At 70.2% G+C, this 22,341-nt stretch carries 14 protein-coding genes and 1 pseudogene; 8 read left to right on the top strand and 7 right to left on the bottom strand.

The window, feature by feature from the left end; translation table 11 throughout:
- Positions 1–5 precede the first annotated feature (5 nt).
- The 4 genes from BM204_RS07095 to BM204_RS07080 all read right to left on the bottom strand — a co-directional run bounded on the left by BM204_RS07095 (position 6) and on the right by BM204_RS07080 (position 3,060).
- Positions 6–968, bottom strand: coding sequence for an electron transfer flavoprotein subunit alpha/FixB family protein (locus BM204_RS07095; RefSeq protein WP_091111579.1), 963 nt, complete (start codon positions 966–968; stop codon positions 6–8).
- A gap of 12 nt (positions 969–980) precedes the next feature.
- Positions 981–1,769: an electron transfer flavoprotein subunit beta/FixA family protein gene (locus tag BM204_RS07090; protein WP_246166188.1), complete on the bottom strand. Its 789-nt coding sequence runs from the start codon at positions 1,767–1,769 to the stop codon at positions 981–983.
- A 188-nt stretch (positions 1,770–1,957) separates the two neighbouring features.
- The gene (locus BM204_RS07085; RefSeq protein ID WP_143099682.1) at positions 1,958–2,275 is read right to left on the bottom strand and encodes a hypothetical protein; all 318 of its coding nucleotides are present in this window, start codon (positions 2,273–2,275) and stop codon (positions 1,958–1,960) included.
- Between the two features lie 5 nt (positions 2,276–2,280).
- Positions 2,281–3,060 carry an enoyl-CoA hydratase/isomerase family protein gene (locus BM204_RS07080; RefSeq protein ID WP_091111574.1) on the bottom strand — a complete coding sequence of 260 codons (780 nt, stop codon included), beginning with the start codon at positions 3,058–3,060 and terminating at the stop codon, positions 2,281–2,283.
- Between the two features lie 111 nt (positions 3,061–3,171).
- On the opposite strand from BM204_RS07080, the gene glgX reads away from it, so the two are divergent.
- Entirely contained in the window at positions 3,172–5,328 is a 2,157-nt protein-coding gene (gene glgX, locus BM204_RS07075) for a glycogen debranching protein GlgX (RefSeq protein WP_091111715.1), read from the top strand.
- A gap of 7 nt (positions 5,329–5,335) precedes the next feature.
- Here the strand turns inward: glgX and glgP are convergent, their stop codons facing one another.
- Positions 5,336–7,915 (bottom strand): alpha-glucan family phosphorylase, encoded by a 2,580-nt coding sequence (gene glgP, locus BM204_RS07070; protein WP_091111572.1) that lies wholly within the window; start codon positions 7,913–7,915, stop codon positions 5,336–5,338.
- Positions 7,916–8,052: 137 nt separating this feature from the next.
- Between glgP and BM204_RS07065 the strand changes: the two genes are divergently transcribed.
- The 6 genes from BM204_RS07065 (at position 8,053) to BM204_RS07040 (ending at position 20,093) form a co-directional block, all read left to right on the top strand.
- The gene (locus BM204_RS07065; protein WP_091111571.1) at positions 8,053–11,505 is read left to right on the top strand and encodes a M36 family metallopeptidase; all 3,453 of its coding nucleotides are present in this window, start codon (positions 8,053–8,055) and stop codon (positions 11,503–11,505) included.
- A 105-nt stretch (positions 11,506–11,610) separates the two neighbouring features.
- Positions 11,611–13,584 (top strand): alpha-1,4-glucan--maltose-1-phosphate maltosyltransferase, encoded by a 1,974-nt coding sequence (locus BM204_RS07060; protein WP_091111569.1) that lies wholly within the window; start codon positions 11,611–11,613, stop codon positions 13,582–13,584.
- The gene (gene treS / locus BM204_RS07055) at positions 13,581–15,278 is read left to right on the top strand and encodes a maltose alpha-D-glucosyltransferase (RefSeq protein ID WP_246166190.1); all 1,698 of its coding nucleotides are present in this window, start codon (positions 13,581–13,583) and stop codon (positions 15,276–15,278) included. The genes BM204_RS07060 and treS overlap by 4 nt, the downstream gene beginning before the upstream one ends.
- Positions 15,275–16,723, top strand: coding sequence for a maltokinase N-terminal cap-like domain-containing protein (locus tag BM204_RS07050; RefSeq protein ID WP_170259121.1), 1,449 nt, complete (start codon positions 15,275–15,277; stop codon positions 16,721–16,723). The genes treS and BM204_RS07050 overlap by 4 nt, the downstream gene beginning before the upstream one ends.
- A complete protein-coding gene (gene glgB / locus BM204_RS07045) occupies positions 16,720–18,960 on the top strand; it encodes a 1,4-alpha-glucan branching protein GlgB (protein WP_091111568.1) in 2,241 nt (746 codons plus the stop codon). The genes BM204_RS07050 and glgB overlap by 4 nt, the downstream gene beginning before the upstream one ends.
- A gap of 365 nt (positions 18,961–19,325) precedes the next feature.
- Positions 19,326–20,093, top strand: a complete 768-nt coding sequence (locus tag BM204_RS07040; RefSeq protein WP_091111566.1) for an NUDIX hydrolase — start codon at positions 19,326–19,328, stop codon at positions 20,091–20,093.
- Positions 20,094–20,159: 66 nt separating this feature from the next.
- Here the strand turns inward: BM204_RS07040 and BM204_RS07035 are convergent.
- Positions 20,160–21,056: pseudogene (locus tag BM204_RS07035) on the bottom strand (EamA family transporter); the annotation flags it as partial.
- Here BM204_RS07035 and BM204_RS07030 point away from each other — a divergent pair.
- Entirely contained in the window at positions 21,055–21,951 is an 897-nt protein-coding gene (locus tag BM204_RS07030; RefSeq protein ID WP_091111565.1) for a LysR family transcriptional regulator, read from the top strand. The pseudogene BM204_RS07035 and the gene BM204_RS07030 overlap by 2 nt on opposite strands.
- Here BM204_RS07030 and BM204_RS07025 read toward each other — a convergent pair.
- Entirely contained in the window at positions 21,948–22,322 is a 375-nt protein-coding gene (locus BM204_RS07025) for a hypothetical protein (protein WP_091111563.1), read from the bottom strand. The genes BM204_RS07030 and BM204_RS07025 overlap by 4 nt on opposite strands.
- Positions 22,323–22,341 lie beyond the last annotated feature (19 nt).

Raw genomic sequence — 22,341 nt, 5'->3', positions numbered from 1 at the left:
GAGCCTCAGCCCTTGCGCTGGTTGATCGCCTCGGTGGCCGCGGGCAGGACCGCGTGCAGGTCCCCCACGACGCCGAAGTCGACCAGCTCGAAGATCGGAGCCTCGTCGTCTTTGTTGACGGCGATGATCGTCTTCGAGGTCTGCATGCCCGCGCGGTGCTGGATGGCACCGGAGATGCCGTTGGCGACGTAGAGCTGCGGCGAGACGGTCTTGCCGGTCTGTCCCACCTGGAAGGTGTGGGGCATCCAGCCGGAGTCGACCGCGGCACGCGACGCACCGACCGCCGCGCCGAGGGCGTCGGCGAGACCCTCGATGGGCTCGAAGTTGCCACCGGTGCCACGACCGCCGGAGACCACGATCGCGGCCTCGGTGAGCTCGGGGCGTCCGGTCGCCTTGCGCGGCTGCGAAGCCACGATCTGGGCGGTCTTGGCAGCATCGGAGATCGTCGCTGCGAATTCCTCGGCCGCTCCGGCGCCGGCCTCCTCCTCGGGGGCCGCGGCGTTGGGCTTGACCGTGATGATCGGCGTGCCCCGGGTGACCTTCGCCTGCACGGTGAAGTTGCCGGCGAACACGGACTGCGTCGTGACGACCGTGTCGCCGTCGGCCTGCACGTCGACGGCGTCGGTGATGATGCCGGAGCCGAGCTTGATCGCCAGGCGACCGGCGATCTCCTTGCCCTCGGCGGAGGAGGTGATCAGGATCGCGGCGGGCGAGACCTTCTCGGCGAGCTGCTGGAGCACCTCGGCCTTGGGGGCCACGAGGTAGCCCTTGATCTCGGTGTCCTCGACGGTGTAGACCTTCGCGGCGCCGTACTTGGTGACGGCCTCGACCGCACCCGCGGCCTGGTCGGCGCCACCGATGAAGACCGCGGAGGGCTCGCCGAGACGCTTGGCGATCGCGAGGAGCTCGTAGGTGGGCTTGCGGACCGCGCCGTCGACGTGGTCGATGAGAACCAGAACTTCAGACATCAGCGATGCTCCTCAGATGAACTTCTTGGACGCGAGGAAGTCGGTGAGCGCGCCAGCGCCCGAACCGTCCTCGTCCTTGACGATCTCGCCGGCCGTGCGCGGCGGGCGAGCGGTGGTGTCGACGACCTCGGACCAGGCGACCGACAGGCCGACCTCGCCGGCATCGACACCGATGTCGCTGAGCGACCAGGTCTGGAGGGGCTTCTTCTTCGCGGCCATGATGCCCTTGAAGGAGGGGTAGCGGGCCTCGCCCGTCTGGTCGGTGACCGAGAGGACCAGCGGCATCGTGCCGCCGATGACCTCGGTGGCGGTGTCGCCGTCGCGCTTGATGCGGACCTGGTCGCCCTGGGTCTCGACGACCGAGGCGAACGTGACCTGCGGCAGGTTGAGTCGCTCGGCCAGCATGGCCGGGACGACGCTGCCCGAGGCGTCGGTCGACGCCATGCCACACATCACCAGATCGGCCTGGCCCTTGTCGGCCACGATCTTCTCGACGGCCTTGGCCAGCACCAGGGAGGTCGCGGCGTAGTCGGAGCCGGCGATCGCCTCGTCGGAGACGTGGATGCCCTCGTCGGCACCCATCTGGAGTGCCTTGCGGACCGCGTCCAGGGCCTTCTCGGGGCCGACGCAGAGCGCGGTGATCGTGACGTCGGCGGGGTTCTCCGACTTCTCCTTGATCTGGAGCGCCTGCTCGACGGCGTACTCGTCGAGTTCGGAGAGAAGACCGTCGACGCCGACGCGGTCTACGGTGTTGTCCGACTCGAAACGCCGGTCGGCGGTCGCGTCGGGCACGTGCTTCACACAGACGACAATGTTCATGGTGGTGTGGCCTGGACGGCCCCTCCTGAGTGCTCGTGAAGGTCACGGACGTGACCTGAGAACTGATGGTCCTGGAAGGTTACCGCCGAGTCAGGAGCCGCGGAACACAAGTCCGCGGTGGACTAACTCACACGGTGCAGTGGGTCACCACCAGTGTGCCCCGCCCCTGGTCAGGGGCGGATCACGCGCTCCAGCACGCGTCCCACGACGAGGTAGGCCACCGCGCCGATCCCGTAGTTGAAGAGGGCCGTGGTGGTCTCGCCGTTCTTGCCGCCGAACTCCTTGATCGGGTTCTCCAGGCTGAAGATGCCCAGGTCGACCCCGTCTGCGACGTCCAGCACGAACTCGACGAACGGGTTCGTCGGCTCGGCGTCCAAGGCGATGAGGAGGGCCGCGACGGCGAGCGCCGAGGCGCACACGACGAAGACCGCCCACACGACTCGTGCCACGATCGCGCGCACCCGCGCACTGGGCTTGCGATCTGCCACCTGGGTCACCGTCCTTCGAACTGAGCCTTGCCCGGACCATTCTCGACGAAGGATTGCATACCGTTGGTCTGGTCGTCGGTCGCGAAGAGCGCGGCGAACTGGAGTCGCTCGATCTCGAGCCCGCTCGCGAGGTCGACCTCGAGCCCTCGGTCGATGCTCTCCTTGGCGGCGCGTACGGCGAGCGAGGCCGCGTCGCTGAACTGCCGGGCCCACGCAACGGCCTCGTCGTAGACCGACTCCGCGGGCACGAGCTTGTCGACGAGACCGATCGCGAGGGCCTCGTCGGCCTTCACGAAGCGACCGGTGAAGATGATGTCCTTGGCCTTGCTGGGCCCCACGAGGCGGCTCAGCCGCTGGGTGCCGCCGGCGCCGGGGATGATCCCGAGCAGCACCTCGGGCTGGCCGAGGGTCGCGTTGTCGGCGGCGATGCGGATGTCGGCAGCGAGGGCCAGCTCGCAGCCACCGCCGAGGGCATAGCCGGTGATCGCGGCGACGACCGGCTTCGGGATCGCCGCGACGGCGCTGACCGCCGACTGGACCGAGCCCGAGACGGTCACCATGTCGGCATAGCTCAGCGCGGCCATCTCCTTGACATCGTTGCCGGCGGCGAAGACCCGCTCGCCGCCGTAGATGACCACGGCCTTGACGTCGTCGCGCTCGCTGGCCTCGGCGGCCGCGGCTCGGAGCTCGGCCTGCACCTGGACGCTGATCGCGTTCATCTTCGGGCGGTCGAGACGGATCGTGCCCACGCCCTCGGTCACCTCGAGGGTCACGAACTCTGCCATCTGGGGTCTCCTTGATCGGTGGGGCCGCTTCGGGGTCGGCCGGGAGAGTGAGCCTGCCACCACCTGCGGGACACCCGGCACCCGGCACGTCGGATGGGCAAGAATGCGTCCGTGACTACCGGCCTGTGGCGCAACCTCGGCGATCGAGCGGCCGTGTGGCCGGGCAAGCACTACCCGCTCGGTGCGACCTGGTCGACCGAGGCCACCAACTTCGCGGTGCACGCCCCCCGCGCCCGCGTCGCATGGGTGTGCCTCTTCGACGACGCGGACGGCGAGAGCCGCCACCGGCTCACCGAGCAGTCCCTCGGCATCTGGCACGGCGCCGTCCCGGGCGTGCCGGAGGGCACGCTCTACGGCTTCCGCTTCGAGGGGCCCTGGGACCCCGACGCCGGGTTGCGGTTCAACCACGACAAGCTGCTGCTCGACCCCTTCGCCCGCGCCGTGAGCGGCGAGATGACCCTCGACCCGGCGATCTACGGCCACAGCCTCGACGAGCAGGGCGTGGAGTCCCCCGAGCCCACCGACTCCGCACGCTTCGTGCCCCGCAGCGTGGTCGTCGCCGACGACTTCGACTGGGGCGACGACACCGCGCCACGCCACCGCTGGCGCGACTCGGTCATCTATGAGGCCCACGTCAAGGGGATGACCGCGCTCCACGACCGCGTGCCCGAGCACCTGCGAGGGACGTACGCCGGGCTGGCGACGCCGGCTGTCGTCGACTACCTGCGCGACCTGGGCGTGACGGCGATCGAGCTGTTGCCCGTGCACCAGTTCGTCTCGGAGCCGGCCCTGGTCAAGCGCGGCCTCACCAACTACTGGGGCTACAACTCCATCGGCTACTTCGCCCCGCACAACGCCTACTCCTCCTCGGGCGACCGCGGCCAGCAGGTCACGGAGTTCAAGGCGATGGTGAAGACCTTCCACGAGGCGGGGCTCGAGGTCATCCTCGATGTCGTCTACAACCACACCGCCGAGGCCGGCTCCGACGGGCCGACGCTGTCCTTCCGCGGCCTCGACGACAGCATCTACACCCGCGTGCACCCGCCGGTGCCGGGTGCGCCGGTCGACGACACCTACTGGGACGTGACCGGCTGCGGCAACACCGTCGACGCCGCGAACCCCTTCGCGCTGCGGCTGATCCTCGACTCCCTGCGCTACTGGGTGACCGAGATGCACGTCGACGGCTTCCGCTTCGACCTCCTCTCGGCGCTGACCCGCGTCGACCACGAGATCGACATGGGGTGCCACCTGCTGACCGCCATCGGGCAGGACCCGGTCCTGCGCCACGTGAAGCTCGTCGCCGAGCCCTGGGACGCCTCGATGGACGGCTACCGCGTCGGCGACTGTCCCCCGCCGTGGGTCGAGTGGAACGACCAGTACCGCGACGGCATCCGCGACTTCTGGCGTGGGCACTCCTCGGGCATCCGCACCGTCGCCACCCGTCTCGCGGGCTCCTCGGACCTCTACGCCGACGACGGCCGCTCGGCGTACGCCTCGGTCAACTTCGTGACCGCTCACGACGGTTTCACCGTGCGCGACCTGGTGAGCTACGAGCACAAGCACAACGAGGCCAACGGCGAGCGCAACCGAGACGGAACCGACAGCAACCGCTCGTGGAACCACGGCGCCGAGGGCGAGAGCGACGATGCCGAGATCGTGGCGCTGCGTCGACGTCAGGCGGCCAACCTGATGGTCACGTTGTGCCTGTCCAACGGCGTCCCGATGATCACCGCCGGTGACGAGCGCGGTCGCACCCAGCGCGGCAACAACAACGCCTACTGCCAGGACAACGAGACGTCCTGGATCGACTGGCGACCCGACGACGCGTGGCTCGACGTCTACGACGTGGTGAAGACCGCGCTGCGGCTGCGACGTGAGCACCCGGCACTGCGCCAGCGCCACTGGTTCGAGGGGCGACCCGCCATCCGCGGCGGGCCCAAGGACCTCGCCTGGCTGCACCCGTCGGGCCGGGAGATGAGCGCTGCCGACTGGCACGACCACGAGCTCGCCACCGTCGGGATGTTCGTCTCCGGCTCACCGCTGCGCTCCCCCGGGCCGCGGGGCGAGCAACAGGTCGACGCGTCCTTCATGCTCTGGTTCAACTCCGGCGCCGAGCCGGTGTCGGTCGGGCTCCCCGAGAACGACTGGGTGCAGGCCGGCGAGGTCGCGCTGACGACCGACCCCGACCTCATCGTCGGCACCCCCGTCGTCGCGGGCACCGAGGTGCGACTCGGCGCCCGCACCGTCCTGGTGCTGCGGGGCACCTGAGGGTGCGTCACGCCATCGCCACGACACCCAGCTCGGCGCTCGAGGTGAGCAGCTCGTTGCGGGGGACGATGCGCACGGTGTAGCCGAACGCGCCGGAGTGGTCGAGGGTGACCTCGCCGTCGAAGCGGTGCCGGCCGCCGTCGTAGGTCTCGGCGAGAGTGAGCGTCTCGATCAGGGTGTCGGTCAGCTCGTCCTCGGCGTTGATCTTGCCGTGCACGAGCTGGACGTCGACGTCCGTGGAGCTCAGCGCTCCGAGCGCGACGAAGCTGCGCACGCTCATCACCGCACCCACCTCCGGCGCGTCCCCGACCCCGCTGCTCTCGACGTGCTCGACGCGGACCTCGGGCCAGGCCGAGCGCACCTTGTCCTTCCAGGCAGCGAGGCGGCGCGCACCCTCGTAGTCGGAGTTGAGGCGACGGGCGTTGGTCGCGGCCGGCGTGTAGAGCTTCTGCGTGTAGTCGCGCACCATCCGGGTCGCGAGCACCTTGGGGCCGAGCGACTTCAGCGTGTGCCGCAGCATCTCGACCCAGCGGGTCGGCACGCCCTCGGCATCGACGTCGTAGAAGCGCGGTGCGACCTCGTGCTCGAGCAGCTCGTAGAGCGCGGTCGCCTCGAGGTCGTCGCGGCGGTCGGGGTCGTCGAGCCCGTCGGCGGACGGGATCGCCCAGCCGTTCTCGCCGTCGTACCACTCGTCCCACCAGCCGTCGAGGATCGACAGGTTGAGCCCGCCGTTGAGCGCGGCCTTCATGCCGGAGGTGCCGCAGGCCTCATAGGGGCGCAGCGGGTTGTTGAGCCACACGTCGCACCCGGGGTAGAGCGGCTGCGCCATCGCGATGTCGTAGTTGGGCAGGAAGACGATGCGGTGGCGGACCTCGGGGTCGTCGGCGAAGAGCACCATCTCCTGGATCAGCTTCTTGCCACCGTCGTCGGCGGGGTGCGACTTGCCGGCGATGACCAGCTGGATGGGACGCTCGGGGTCGAGCAGGAGCCGCTTGAGGCGGGCAGGGTCGCGCAGCATCAGCGTCAGCCGCTTGTACGACGGCACGCGGCGTGCGAAGCCGATCGTCAGGACGTCGGGGTCGAGCGCACCGTCGATCCAGGCCAGCTCGGCCTTCGCGGCCCCCCGCTTCTCCCACGAGTCGGCGAGCCGCTTGCGCGCGTCATTGACCAGGCGCTGGCGCAGCTCGCGCTTGACCGCCCACACCTGGGCGCTCGGCACCTTGTCGACGGCGTTCCAGAAGCCCTCGGTGTCGTCGGATTCGGCGTCGGCGCCCTGGGACTCGGCGAGCGCGATGACCTCGCGTGCCACCCAGGTCGGCGCGTGCACGCCGTTGGTGATGGAGCCGATCGGCACCTCGGACTCATCGAAGGCCGGCCACAGCCCGTTGAACATGCCGCGGCTGACCTCGCCGTGCAGGATCGAGACACCGTTGGCCCGCTGGGCCAGCCGGAAGCCCATGACCGCCATGTTGAACACGGAGGCGTCGCCGCCCTCGAAGTCCTCGGTGCCGAGTGCCAGGACGCGGTCGATCGGGACCCCCGGAGTCGCTCCGCTCTCGCCGAAGTACTGCTCGACGAGCGTGCGGGAGAACCGGTCGATGCCGGCCGGGACGGGGGTGTGAGTGGTGAAGACGGTGGAGGCGCGGCTCACCTCGAGTGCGGTGGCGAAGTCGAGCCCCGGCCCGTCGGCGTCGGCGGTGAGCTCACGGATGCGCTCGATGCCGAGGAAGCCGGCGTGACCCTCGTTGGTGTGGAACACCTCGGGCGCCGGGGCGCCGGTGATGCGCGAGTAGGCGCGCAGGGCACGCACGCCGCCGACACCGAGGAGCATCTCCTGGCGCAGGCGGTGCTCGCTGGTGCCGCCGTAGAGCCGGTCGGTGACGTCGACGTAGTGGTCGGGGTTGCCCTCGACGTCGGTGTCGAGCATCAGCAGCGGGACACGGCCGACGCTGGCCACCCAGATGCGGGCCATCAGGTCGGGGCCACCGGGCATCGCGATGGAGATCATCGCCCGGGAGCCGTCGTGCTCGCGCAGCAGCGAGATGGGCAGCTCGTCGGGATCGAGGACCGGGTAGGTCTCCTGCTGCCAGCCATCACGCGAAAGCGACTGCTGGAAGTAGCCGTGCCGGTAGAGCAGCCCGACCCCGACGATCGGGACACCGAGGTCGCTGGCCGCCTTCAGGTGGTCGCCGGCCAGGATCCCGAGCCCGCCGGAGTACTGCGGGAGCACGGCGGTGATGCCGAACTCGGGCGAGAAGTAGCCGATCGCGGCAGGACCCGCCGCTGCACCGCGGCGCTGGTACCAGCGCTCACCGGTCAGGTAGGCCTGGAGGTCCGCGGAGGCGACCCGCAGCCGCTCGAGGAAGCCTGCGTCGGTGGCCAGCTGCTCCAGGCGGACCGGCCCGACAGCACCGAGCAGCTTGACCGGGTCGTGCCCGGTCGACTCCCACAGCCGGGGGTCGATCTCCTCGAAGACGTCTTGGGTCTCGGGGTGCCAGGACCAGCGGAGGTTGCCCGCCAGGTCGCTCAGCGACGCCAAGGCGGCCGGAAGGACGGGACGGACGGTGAATCGTCGGATTGCGCGCACCCGGAGGACGCTACCGGCAATTTCTGGAACGATCCAAAGATCTCGTGAATCGATCCATCGACGGAGAACGCCTGTTTCGCGGCACACCGGCGTCGTCCAGGTCCATAACGATCCCCAGCTCTCGGCGTTGAGGGGTCATGACCTCACTGCCCTCTCGGCGGCGCCGGCACACGCTGACCGCCGCAGCCCTCCTGACCGTCACCCTGGTCCCCGGGCTCCTCCAGCTGCCGGCCGTCGCCGACGCTCCATCCTCCACCGCACCGTCCGTCGCGAACGCCGCCACCGCGGCCGACGAGATCGACCTGCGCGAGGTCCGCACCCTCGGAGACCCGGTCCACGGGCTCGCGGACGTCGACGCACGCGGCACCGCGTTGCCGTCGGTGGCCCAGCGCGACGCGGTCGCCCGCCTGGGCGTCCTCGACGTCCGGTGGAACCGCTTCGGCACGCCGTCCTCCCTACTGCCCTCCGACGGCGCGCTGGCGGCGGCCACCTCGGCCGACCCGGTGGCCGCCGCGCGCACGTGGCTGAGCCGCAACGCCGCTGCCTTCGGCCTCACCCCCGCCCAGGTCGCGGACCTCGACGTGGTCAGCTCGCAGCCCTTCGCCCTCAGCGACGCGCGCGCCGTGCTCTTCCGCCAACGCTTCGGCAACCTCACGCCCGCGCTCGCCAGCATGGTGACCGTCGGCGTCGCGAACGGCCAGATCGCCTACGCCTCCTCCTCGATCAGCAAGACCACCGGCACCCCGGCCGCCCCGACGCTCACCCCGCTCGAGGGCTGGCTCGAGGCCGCCGCCGACGTGGATCGGGCGATTCCCGGCGCCGACCTCGACCTGATCGCCAAGACCGTCTCCGACGGGTGGACACGCCTGCAGGTCCCCGGCTTCCAGCAGGAGCAGTTGGTCCGCCTGCGTGCCCTCGCGATGGCCGACGGCAGCGTCCGCCCGGTCTTCGAGTCCAACGTCGTCGACGCCGCGGCCGCCCCGGCGGTGGCCTACACGCTGATGATCGACGCCGTCACGGGCGAGGTCCTCCACCGCGAGAACAAGGTCGAGAACAGCAGCGACTTCGTCCCCTTCACCGGGTCGATCACCGCCACCGAGTGCGGGCCCAAGCACGCGTTCGAGCTGACCGACAACGCCACCAAGCAGATCGTGGCCGTCGCCTCGACGGTCAACGCGGCCAACGACATCGAGGTCAAGATCTTCGGCCCGGGCAACGAGCTCCTCGTCAACGGCGACCTCGGCACCAGCCCGGAGACTGCGACCTACACCGCCGACTCGATCCCGGCCGGCACCTACGCGCTCCAGGTCTGCCCCTTCTCCGACCCGACCGTGCCGTTCCTCCCTCCCGGCAACTACGCGGCGTCGATCACGACGAGCGACCTGGCCACCCCCGGCTCAGATGACCTGTCGCCCAACCCACGCTGGCGATTCTTCCCGGCCAACCCGACCCTGGACTTCTCCTCGCGCACCACGCCGCGCAACAGCGTCATCGGCTGCTGGCTGGTGGCCGCGGGCTGCAACCTCAGCACGGGGCCGCTCCGCAACATCCAGGCTCCTGGCCCCTGGGACGTCCTCACCAGCACTGGCACCTCCTCGCTGACCACCGTCGGCAACAACGCCAACACCCACGAGGCCTGGGCCAGTCCGTTGACCCCCGGCGGCCTGATGCAGGCGCCCGTGTCGGCGACGCAGGACTACACCGCGCCGTTCACCGACGCGTGGAACAACAGCCGCTGCAGTCCTACCCAGCTCGTGCCTGGTGGCAACGACATCATCCCGAGCGTGACCAACCTCTTCGTCACGCACAACCGGATGCACGACTACTCCTACTACCTCGGCTTCAACGAGCGGAACTACAACCTCCAGGTCGACAACATCGGCCGAGGCGGAGTTGATAACGACCCCGAGGTGGGCAATGCCCAGGCCGGCGCCCTCAGCGGCGGCCAGCCGTCGTTCCTGGGCCGGGACAACGCCAACCAGATCACGCTGCAGGACGGCGTGCCCGGCATCACCAACCAATACCTCTTCCAGCCGATCGCCGGCGCGTTCTACGCCCCGTGCACCGACGGCGGGCTCGACATGGGCATCGTCGGCCACGAGTACACCCACGCGATCAGTGGCCGCATGGTGGGCGGGCCCGACGAGGGCCTGACCTCCGAGCAGGGTGGCGCCATGGGCGAGTCGTGGAGCGACCTGGTCGCGGCCGAGTACCAGTTCAGCCACGGCTACAAGAACGGCGGCAACATCTGGGCCGTGGGCGTCTACGCCACCGGCAACAAGGACGTCGCCATCCGCGACTACGCCATCAACCGCAACCCGCTGAACTACTCCGACTACGGCTTCGACACCACCGGCCCCGAGGTCCACGCTGACGGGGAGATCTGGAACGGCACCCAGTGGGAGGTCCGCCAGGCCCTGGTCAACAAGTGGAACAAGGTCGAGCGCTTCCACTACTCGCGCGCCAAGCTGCAGCTCAAGTGCGCCCAGGGCAACCGCGACAAGGGCGTCCAGCGCCCGCAGCTGTGCCCGGGCAACCGCCGCTGGGTCCAGCTGATGTTCGACTCGTTCCTGCTCCAGCAGGGCGCGACGTCGATGCTCGACGCCCGTGACGCGATGCTCGCGGCCGACCGGATGCGCTTCAACGGCGTCAACCAGAAGGTCATGTGGGACGCCTTCGCCCGCCGGGGCATGGGCAAGGGCGCTTCGGTGCCCAACGCCGACTCCGACGAGCCGACCCCGAGCTTCGCCTCGCCGAAGAGCAAGAACGGCTCGCTCACCTTCCGCAGCACGAGCCCCGGCAAGCTCTTCGTCGGCGACTACGAGGCTCGGGTGACCCCGGTGGGTGACACGCTCAAGGGCACCAAGCTCGACAACGTCGTCTCGATGACGCCGGGTCGCTACCGGATGCTGTTCGTCTCCAAGACCCGTGGCTTCACCCGCTTCACGTTGACCGTGAAGGCGGGCAAGGCGTCCTACCGGATCCTGGACCGAACGAACCTCGCCGCCAAGGCCGCCGGCGCCAAGGTGATCCGCTCGACCCCCGGCTCCCGCAACGCGGGCTTCCTCATCGACGGCACCGAGAAGACCAACTGGGGCGGCGTGACCGCCGCCACCGTCGACGCCTCGAAGCCCTTCGTGGCCGTCGACCTCGCCGGCGGGGTCCACACGGTCCGCCGGGTCCAGGTGAGCGCCTACCTCAACCCGGCGCCCGCGTCGGGCACGGAGCTGCCGTTCGCGGCGGATCCCGACTCCGGGTCCCGCTTCACCGCGCTGCGTCGCTTCGCGATCGAGACCTGCCTCAAGGCCTGCTCGAAGCCCTCGGCGGTCTGGAAGCGCGTCTTCACCTCGAAGGGCGATGCCTTCCCCGCTCGTCGTCCCCGTCCCGTCGCGCCGGACCTCAACCTGAGGTCCTTCGCGATCAAGGCGACCAAGGCCGCCGCGGTGCGTCTGGTCGTGCTCGAGAACCAGTGCACCGGCTTCGTCGGCTACGCCGGGGAGCAGGACGCCGACCCGCTCAACGACACCGACTGCAAGACCGCGTCCGACCGGGGCACCATCGTCCACGCGGCCGAGCTCCAGGTGTTCTGAGGAAGCCCGAGTCCGCTCCGGACCCACGACGCCCTGTCTCACCCTCCGGGGGGGGACAGGGCGTCCTGGCTTGCGTGGCACCCGGCGACCGGCAAGGGTGGAAGCATGGTTGGCCGCATCCCCGTCATGGACGTCATGCCCGTCGTGGACCTCGGGCGGCAGGCCGCGAAGGCCACCGTCGGGGAGCCGCTGCCCGTCAGCGCCACCGTGTTCCGGGAGGGCCACGACAAGCTCGGGACCGAGGTCGTCCTCGTGGGCCCCGACGGCACCCGGCGACCTCCCGTGCGGATGACGCCCGACGCCGAGGTGCCCGACCGCTACCACGCGTCGGTCACCCCCGACGCCGTCGGCGTGTGGACCTTCGAGGTGCACGCCTGGTCCGACCCGATCGCCACCTGGCAGCACGACGCCGGCCTGAAGATCCCCGCCGGCGTCGACGTCGAGCTGATGTTCCTCGAGGGGCGCCTGCTCCTCGAGCGGGTCCTGGCCGGTCTCCCGGACGACGACCAGCCCGCGCGCTCGGTCGTGACGGCCGCCGTCCACGCCGCGGGCGACGTGGAGCGTCCGGTCGCCGCGCGACTGGCGCAGCTGCAGTCGGCTGACCTCCTGGCCGTCGTGGACGCCCACCCGCTGCGCGAGCTGGTCTCGGTGGAGGGCCCCTACCCGGCCTACGCCGATCGTGAGCGTGCTCTCTACGGCAGCTGGTATGAGTTCTTCCCCCGTTCGGAGGGCGCCACCAAGGACCCCGACACGGGCATCGTGATGAGCGGCAACTTCGAGACCGCCGCCCGTCGCCTCGACGCCGTCGCCGCGATGGGCTTCGACGTGATCTACCTGCCACCGATCCACCCCATCGGCGAGGTCAACCGCAAGGGACCCAACAACACCCTCACTCCTGGACCCGACGACCCCGGCTCACCCTGGGCCATCGGATCCATCGAGGGCGGGCACGACGCGATCCACCCCGACCTCGGCAACTTCGCCGACTTCGACGCCTTCGTGGCACGAGCCGGTCGGCTCGGGCTCGAGGTCGCCCTCGACCTCGCCCTCCAGGCGGCGCCCGACCACCCGTGGGTCACCAGTCACCCGGAGTGGTTCACCACCCGCGCCGACGGCACCATCGCCTACGCCGAGAACCCGCCGAAGAAATACCAGGACATCTACCCGGTCAACTTCGACAACGACCCAACCGGCATCTGCCGCGAGGTGCTGCGCGTGGTGCGGCTCTGGATGTCCCACGGCGTGCGGATCTTCCGGGTCGACAACCCGCACACCAAGCCGCTGGCCTTCTGGGAGTGGCTGCTGAAGGAGGTCCGACGTACGGACCCCGACGTGCTGTTCCTGTCCGAGGCCTTCACCCGCCCGGCGATGATGCACGCGCTCGGCTCGATCGGCTTCCACCAGTCCTACACCTACTTCACCTGGCGCACCGCCCGCTGGGAGATCGAGGACTACCTCACCGAGCTGTCGAGCGAGTCCGACCACCTGATGCGGCCGAACTTCTTCGTCAACACCCCCGACATCCTCCACGGCTACCTCCAGTACGGCGGCCCCGCGGCTTTCAAGATCCGTGCGGTCATCGCGGCGACGGGCTCCCCCAGCTGGGGCGTCTACGCCGGCTACGAGCTCTACGAGCACGTGGCAGTCAAGCCCGGCAGCGAGGAATACCTCGACACCGAGAAGTTCCAGGTCCGCATCCGCGACTGGGACGCCGCGGAGGCCGAGGGACGCTCCCTCGCGCCGTACCTCACCCGGCTCAACGAGGTCCGCCGCGCGCACCCCGCACTGCGACTGCTGCGCAACGTCACGATCCACAGCAGCGACGACGAGAACATCCTGGTCTTCTCCAAGACCGCCGGTGACGACATCGTCATCGTCGTGGTCAACCTCGACCCGCACGGCACCCGGGAGACGATGGTCCACCTGGACCTGGCGTCGCTCGGCCTGGCCGGTCACGACAGCTTCGGCGTCCACGACGAGATCACCGGCGCCGACTGGACCTGGAGCCAGCACAGCTACGTGCGTCTCGACCCGCACGACGAACCCGCCCACGTGCTCACCGTCAGGAGGACTGCGTGACGCTTGCCGCCGACACTCCCGACTGGTTCAGGACGGCCGTCTTCTACGAGGTCATGGTCCGGTCCTTCCGAGACTCCAACGCCGACGGCACCGGTGACTTCAAAGGACTCACCGAGAAGCTCGACTACCTGCAGTGGCTCGGGGTTGACTGCCTGTGGGTCCCGCCGTTCTTCAGCTCACCGCTGCGCGACGGCGGCTACGACGTCGCCGACTTCACCAACATCCTCCCCGAGGCCGGCACCGTCGAGGACTTCCACCACTTCCTCGACGAGGCCCACGCCCGCGGCATCCGGGTGATCATCGACTTCGTCATGAACCACACCAGCGACCAGCACTCGTGGTTCCAGGCCAGCCGCGAGGACCCCACCGGTCCCTACGGCGACTTCTACGTCTGGTCCGACACCGACGAGCTCTACCAGGACGCCCGGGTCATCTTCGTCGACACCGAGCCCTCCAACTGGACCTGGGACCCGGTCCGCCAGCAGTACTTCTGGCACCGGTTCTTCTCCCACCAGCCGGACCTCAACTACGACAACCCGGCCGTGCACGACGCGATCATCGAGGCCATCTCGTTCTGGTTCGACATGGGCCTGGACGGCTTCCGGCTCGACGCGGTGCCCTACCTCTACGAGCGACCGGGCACCAACGGGGAGAACCTCCCCGAGACGCACGCCTTCCTGCGCAAGGTGCGCTCCTACGTCGACGAGCACTACCCCGGCCGGATCCTGCTGGCCGAGGCCAACCAGTGGCCTGCCGACGTCGTGGACTACTTCGGCAGCGCCGAGGACGACGCCGGCGAGTGGATCGGCGACGAGTGCCACATGTGCTTCCACTTCCCCGTGATGCCGCGCATCTTCATGGCCGTTCGACGGGAGTCGCGCTTCCCGATCTCGGAGATCCTCGAGCAGACCCCGCCCATCCCGGGCCACTGCCAGTGGGGCATCTTCCTGCGCAACCACGACGAGCTCACGCTCGAGATGGTCAGCGACGAGGACCGCGACTACATGTGGAACGAGTACGCCAAGGACCCGCGGATGAAGGCCAACATCGGCATCCGCCGACGCCTGGCGCCCCTGCTCGACAACGACGTCAACCAGATCGAGCTGTTCAACGCGCTGCTCCTCTCCCTGCCCGGCTCACCCGTCCTCTACTACGGCGACGAGATCGGGATGGGCGACAACATCTGGCTCGGCGACCGCGACGGCGTCCGGACCCCGATGCAGTGGACCCCCGACCGCAACGCCGGCTTCTCCTCGGCGACCCCCGGCAAGCTCTTCCTGCCCGCCATCCAGGACCCGGTCTACGGCTACCAGAGCGTCAACGTCGAGGCCCAGCTGGAGAACTCCTCCTCCTTGCTGCACTGGATGCGTCGGATGATCCACGCCCGTCGCGGCCACGACGCCTTCGGGCTCGGCACCTTCGAGGACCTCGGCGGCTCCAACCCGACCGTGCTCTCCTACGCCCGCCAGCACGGTGACGACGTGATCCTCTGCGTCAACAACCTCTCGCGCTTCCCGCAGCCGGTGGAGCTGGACCTGCGCCGCTTCGAGGGAATGGTGCCCATCGAGATGCTCGGCGAGGTCCCCTTCCCCCGTATCGGAGAGCTCCCCTACCTGCTCACGCTCGGCGCCTACGGCTTCTACTGGTTCCGCCTGATCCCTAGCGACAACCCCCAGGAGGGACAGCTGCTGTGACGACCGAGCCGAGCGCGACCCTGATCGATCACGTGGACCCGCAGGTGTTCGTCACCTACGTGGAGAAGACCCGCTGGTTCGGCGGCAAGGGCCGTCCGTTCACCGTCTCCGCCGTACGACGCCTCGGCGAGCTGACCCCCGCGTCCGGGGCCGAGCCCCGCGTCGCACTCCACCTCGTCGAGCTCACCTACGCCGATGTCGCCGCCGACGACCCGCACCGCGTCGAGCACTACCAGGTGCCGCTGGCGTTCTACGCCGAGCCGGAGACCCGCCTGGACCATGCATTCGTCGGGTGGTGGGAGGAGCCTGGCCGCGGCTGGGTCCACGCCTACGACGCCCTGCACGACCGCGCGGCGATGGCGTGCTGGCTCGACGCGTTCGCGGCCGCCGCCGGCGCGCCCGACGGCGCGCTCGCGGCGGGAGGGCTGCTGTTCCACCGGATCCCCGGCCACGCGGTCGACACGACGGCCACTGCGACGCTCTTCACCGGCGAGCAGTCCAACTCCTCGGTGTCCTTCGGGGAGGACGCCCTGATGAAGGTCTTCCGCAAGGTGACCCCGGGCATCAACCCCGACGTGCGCGTCCACGACGTGCTGACCCGGGCCGGCTCCGAGCACGTCGCCGCCCTCTACGGCTGGGTCGAGTACGTGTCCCCCGACGGCGACGTGACGCAGCTGGCGATGCTCCAGCAGTTCCTGCGCACGGCCACCGACGGCTGGGACATCGCGCTCACCAGCGTGCGCAACCTCTTCGCCGAGGCCGACCTGCACGCCGGCGAGGTGGGTGGCGACTTCGCCGGCGAGTCCTCCCGCCTCGGCGAGGCGCTGCGCGAGGTCCACGACGCCCTGGCCGAGCACTTCCCCACTGGCCGCGGCAGCACTCCGGCCGCTGCGGTGGCCGCGACCATGTCGGCCCGGCTCGACGCCGCACTCACCGTCGTGCCCGACCTCGCGTCGTACGCCGACGGCCTGCACGCGCTCTACGCCTCGGTCGCTTCACTCCCGGACGTGGAGGTGCAGCAGATTCACGGCGACCTGCACCTCGGCCAGACCCTGCGCACGGCACTGGGCTGGAAGATCGTCGACTTCGAGGGCGAGCCGGCCAAGACGCTGGCCGAGCGGAGCCTTCCCGACTCCCGCTGGCGCGACGTCGCGGGGATGCTGCGCTCCCTCGACTATGCCCCCCACGTGGTCGAGCGCACACGATCCGACGACGACATCGACGAGCTCAACCAGCGCCACGTGCGCGCCTACGAGTGGGCACACCGCAACCGCAACCACTTCCTGGTCGCCTACGCCGGAGGCGAGGTCGGACCGGACGAGCGAGTCCTCCTTGACGCCTACGTCGCGGACAAGGCGGTCTACGAGTGCGTCTACGAGAAGCGCAACCGACCGACCTGGATCTCCATCCCGCTCGAAGCCATCGCGAGGATCGTGACGACATGACCGACACCCAGCCGACTGCCCAGCCGACTGCCAAGCCGGTCGACACCACCGAGCTCTCCCAGGTGGTCCACGGCGAGCACGGCCACCCCCACGCCGTCCTGGGCCCGCACCCGCACGACGGCGGGATCACTGTGCGCGTCCTGCGCCCGCTCGCCGAGTCCGTCGTGCTGCGCCACGGCGGCACCGAGACCGCGCTGACCCACGAGCACGAGGGCATCTGGGTCGGCGTCGTGCCAGGCGAGGAGGTGCCTGACTACCGTGTCGCCACGACCTACGCCGGCGGCGGACTGCACGTCCTCGACGACCCCTACCGCTTCCTGCCCACCCTGGGCGAGGTCGACCTGCACCTGATCAACGAGGGTCGTCACGAGCGGCTGTGGGACGTCCTGGGCGCCCACGTGCACCACTACGACGTCCCCGGTGGCGAGCCGATCAGCGGCACGTCGTTCGCGGTGTGGGCGCCCGGCGCCCGTGCCGTGCGGCTCAAGGCCGACTTCAACAGCTGGGACGGGCGCGAGCACCCGATGCGCCAGCTCGGGCGGTCCGGCGTCTGGGAGCTGTTCGTCCCGGCCGTGGGCTCGGGTGCGGGCTACAAGTACGTCGTCCTCGGTGCCGACGCCCAGTGGCGCGAGAAGGCCGACCCGATGGCGTCGTACTCCGAGGTCGCCCCAGCGACCTCCTCCGTGGTCTTCGAGTCACGCCACGAGTGGCAGGACGAGGCGTGGATGACGGCGCGGGCCGCGGGCTCCGCGGTCACCGAGGCGATGTCGATCTACGAGGTGCACCTGGCTTCCTGGCGCAGCGGCCGTTCCTTCGACGACCTGGCCGACGAGCTGGTCCCCTACCTCCAAGACCTCGGCTTCACGCACGTGGAGATGATGCCGGTGATGCAGCACCCGTTCGGCGGGTCCTGGGGCTACCACGTGACGTCGTACTTCGCCTCCGACTCCCGGCTGGGCGACCCCGATGGCCTGCGGCGCCTGATCGAGCGGCTGCACCAGGCCGGCATCGGCGTCATCCTCGACTGGGTCCCCGGGCATTTCGCGACCGACCCCTGGGCGCTGGTCAACTTCGACGGCACCCCGCTCTACGAGGACCCCAACCCGCAGCGTGGCTGGCACCAGGAGTGGGGCTCCCACATCTTCAACTTCGGGCGTCCCGAGGTCCGCAACTTCCTCTACGCCAACGCGCTCTACTGGCTCGAGGAGTTCCACGCCGACGGCCTGCGCGTCGACGGCGTCGCCTCGATGCTCTACCTCGACTACGCGCGCGAGGAGGGCGAGTGGTCGCCCAACAAGCTCGGCGGGCGCGAGAACCTGGAAGCTGTGCAGTTCCTCCAGGAGATGAACGCCACCGTCTACAAGCGGGTCCCCGGCGTCGTCACCATCGCCGAGGAGTCGACCTCGTGGCCGGGCGTCACCGGCCCCACCAGCGAGGGTGGCCTGGGCTTCGGCCTGAAGTGGAACATGGGCTGGATGCACGACTCGTTGGGCTACCTCAAGCGCGAGCCGGTCCACCGTCCCTACCACCACCACGAGATGACCTTCGCGCTCACCTATGCCTGGGCGGAGAACTACGTCCTCCCGATCTCGCACGACGAGGTCGTGCACGGCAAGGGCTCCCTGCTGCGGAAGATGCCGGGTGATCGCTGGCAGCAGCTCGCCAACCTGCGCGCCTACCTCGCCTACATGTGGGCCCACCCCGGCAAGCAGCTGCTGTTCATGGGCTGCGAGATCGGCCAGGAGTCGGAGTGGGCCGAGGCCCGCGAGCTTGACTGGTGGCTGCTCGACCACCCCGAGCACCGGGGCGTCCACTCGCTGGTGCGTGACCTCAACCGGGTCTACGCCGACACCCCGGCTGCCTGGTCGCGCGACCACGAAGCCGGTGGCTTCCAGTGGATCGACGCCAACGACGCCGCGCGCAGCGTCTACTCGTTCATCCGCCGGGGCAACGGGCCCGACCTGGTGTCGGTCACCAACTTCCGCGACCACCCCCACGAGGGATTCCGCCTGGGCCTGCCGCTCGGGGGCACGTGGGAGGAGGTGCTCAACACCGACTCCTCGACCTACGCCGGCTCCGGAGTGGGCAACCTCGGGGCCGTGACGGCGGTCGACGGCGACCACGACGGCCAACCGGCGCACGCCGACCTGGTGCTCCCACCGCTGGCCACGCTGTGGTTGCGGCACGTGCCTGCTGCCGCTCCTGCGGTCGAGCCGGTCTCCGCGGTCGGGCCCTAGCCTGCCGAGTCGGCGCGTTGTTGCACAGCGGGTCGAGCTCGTGGCGCGGCGATGCTGTGCTCGCGGGGTTGGTGGCTGCTCCATCAAGGTACGTCGACGAAACGCCACTTCCCATGCCGTGCACGCCGTGGGAGGTGGCGTGTCGCCGTGGGCAGTCTCGTCGCAGCCGGCCGTTCGGCCGTGGGAGGTGGCGGTCTGCCTGCATACCTTGATGAAGCTGCACCTCCGCGATCCCAGCCCCACCCCCACCCCCACCCGCATCCTCGCGCCGACTCGGCGTGCGGCCGGAGCAGGTGGGGTATTGGCCTCACCCTGCAACATCGCGCCGACTCGGCGTGCCTGGGGGCGGACACTAGGGTTGGAGCGTGAGTCACGAGCCGAGCACCGAGACCGTCGCCGACGGCGTTGCCCGCATCGTGTGGGCCCCGACGCTCGCCGGTGCCGACTGGACCACCACCCTCGACACCGTGCGCCGTGAGGTCGCGGCCGCCCTCGAGGCTCACGGCCGCGTGGAGACCCACGTCCCGGCCGACGACGAGGCCGCGCAGCGGGTGGCCACGTGGTCCGGGATGCGCCGCGAGGGCGTCATGCGCGGCGTCGACGGCGACCACGTCGTCTATGCCCGGCTGAGCTCCGACATCGCCGTCGACGAACCGGGCGGCTTCCGCGCACTCCTCAACTCCTTCCTGCCGCGCAAGCGCGCGATCAGCCAGATGCTCGTGCGCGACGCCGACGGCCGGGTGCTGGTCTGCCAGCTGACCTACAAGCAGGACTGGGACCTGCCCGGCGGTGTCGTCGAGGTCGGCGAGTCTCCTCAGCTCGCGGTGTCGCGCGAGGTCGAGGAGGAGCTCGGGCTGACGATCCCCGCAGGGCCCCTGGTGCTGACCGACTGGCTGCCGCCGTGGGGCGGTTGGGACGACGCGCTCTGCCTGGTCTTCGACGGCGGCGTCCACGCCGCCTCGATCACCGACCGGATCGTCAAGCAGGCAAGGGAGATCCGCTCAGCGGAGTTCCTCACCGGTGAGCAGGTCCACGAGCGGTGCGCCGACTTCACGACCCGTCGGATCGAGGCGGCGCTCGCCAACCTCGCCTCCCCCGACGGCGGTCCCGCCTACACCGAGTCCGGACGCTGACGCCGCTCTCCCTGACGCCCGTCCCCCGACGAACCGGCGTGGTGGCCGCAGCGCCGCCAGCACACCGAGCACCAGGAGCAACCCACCGAGGACCTCGGCACCGTTGGGTCGCTGACCCAGCAGCGCCCAGGCCGACGCCATCGCGACGACCGGTGCGAGCAGCACCCACGGCACGACCGCCGACGACGGGTTGCGCCCGAGGAGCGCGGTGAAGATGCCGTAGCCGAGCAGCGAGGCCAGACCCGCGGTGTAGAGCGTGGACAGGCCGGCCTCCCAGCCGAGGGCAGCGAGCCCGTCGGCGACCGCGGTCGGGCCGTCGACGAGCAGCGACAGGGCGAGCAGCGGGACCGGCACGACGAGGGCCGACCAGACGGTCAGCGACAGCCCGCCGGTCACCCGCGCGGCGCGGGCGACGACGTTGCCGATGCCCCACGACAGCGCGCCCGCCAGGCACAGCAGCAGCGCGACGAGCGGCACCTCGCCGCCCCTGCCGAGAGCCACCACGACCAGCCCGACCGCCCCGAGGGTCACCCCGGCCACCTGGCCCGTCGTCGGGCGCTCGCGCAGCACTCCCGCAGCGATCAGGATCGTGAAGATCACCTGGGCCTGCAGCACCAGCGCTGCCAGGCCGGGCGGCATGCCCGCGGCCATCCCGACGTACAGGAAGCCGAACTGGCCGAGCGACATGAACGACCCGACCAGCGCGATCGTGCGCCAGGAGGCGTCCGGTCGCGGCACGAGGAGAATCGCCGGCAGCAGGACGAGCAGGAAGCGCAGCGCGAGGAACAGCAACGGCGGCACCCCGTCCATCCCCCAGTCGATCACCACGAAGTTGAAGCCCCACACGGTGGCGACGAGAGCGGCGAGGAGGGAGTCACGGCGGTTCACAAGGCTCAGTCTGGTGGGGGAAACCCGTAAGCACCAGCGAGTGTTGCTACGCCTGATCGCGTAGCATCCCTGCATGATCGATCTCGCCGCCCTGGGCTCGTTGCGCGCCGTCGACACCCACGGATCGGTCGTCGCCGCCGCCGAGGCCCTGGGGTTCACCCCCAGCGCGGTGTCCCAACAGGTCAAGCGGCTGGAGAAGCAGACGGGCGTGCCGCTGCTCGAGCGCGTGGGCCGCGGGGTGATGCTGACCAGTCACGGCCGGCACCTCGTCGACGCCGGAGGTCGGTTGCTCACCGACCTCGAGGAGATCGAGGCGGGGTTGCACCGCCAGGCCGCGACCGTAGCCGGCCACCTGCGGCTGGCGGCGTTCTCCACGGCCATGCGGGGGCTGGTGGCTCCCGTCGTCCGGGCGCTGCGCGACGCTCATCCCGACCTCACGCTGAGCCTCTCGGAGCGCGAGCCGTGGGACACCGTGGACCTGGTTGCTGCGGGTCACTACGAGGTCGGAGTCGTCCACCGTTGGGGCGACGTGGCGCTCGCGATCCCCGAGCACCTCGTGGCGACCACGGTCGCCCACGACGTGGCCGACGTCATCGTGCACCGCGAGCACCCGCTCGCCGGACGGACGCGGGTGAGCCCGCACGACCTCGTCGACGAGGACTGGATCGCCACGCACGAGGGGACGATCTGTCGCGAGTGGCTCACCCGGATGTACGACGGAACGGGGCGTCTCCCCCGCATCGCCCACCAGTCGATGGAGTTCGACAGCCACCTCGCGCTCGTGCGCGCGGGCCTCGGGATCGCGCTCGTGCCGCGCCTGGGCCGCGCCGACCTGCACGCTGACCTCGTCGCCGTACCGGCTCATGACCCGGTGCCGACCCGCGAGGTCATCGCGGTCCACCGGCGCAGCATGACCACGTCGCCCGCGGTCGCCGCTGTGCTGGCGGCACTGGGGAGGTCGGCGGGCTAGAGGGAGTCCTGGCCGTCGCGGAGATAGGGCGTGCGGTGGTCGCGCGCGACCCGCTTGATCGCGGTCCACGCGTCGATCCGGGCGGCGAAGGCGAGGTCGGGGAGCAGCGGGTCCTTGCCGTAGAGGCTGACCAGCGCGCGGCCGTCGTAGGTGAAGCCCTGGTAGGTCCGGGCGATGCCGTCCGGGTCGCGCTCGCTGAGCGACCAGCCGCGGTAGTCGAGCTCCTCGAGCGCCGCGAGGAAGTCCGCGCGGTGCAGCGACTCACCGTCCAGGACCACGTCGGTGCGAGACAACGGCAGGATCAGGAAGCCGTCGCCGCTGGCCAGGTCGAGCACCGCGTGGTGCAGGCCCATGTCGAGAGTGGTGAGCACATCAGCACCTGTTCGTCCG

The organism is Nocardioides psychrotolerans (genome assembly GCF_900113685.1).
Lineage (GTDB): Bacteria > Actinomycetota > Actinomycetes > Propionibacteriales > Nocardioidaceae > Nocardioides > Nocardioides psychrotolerans.
The sequence above is the reverse complement of the archived record's forward strand: the minus strand, read 5'-3'. Positions and strand labels throughout refer to the sequence as shown.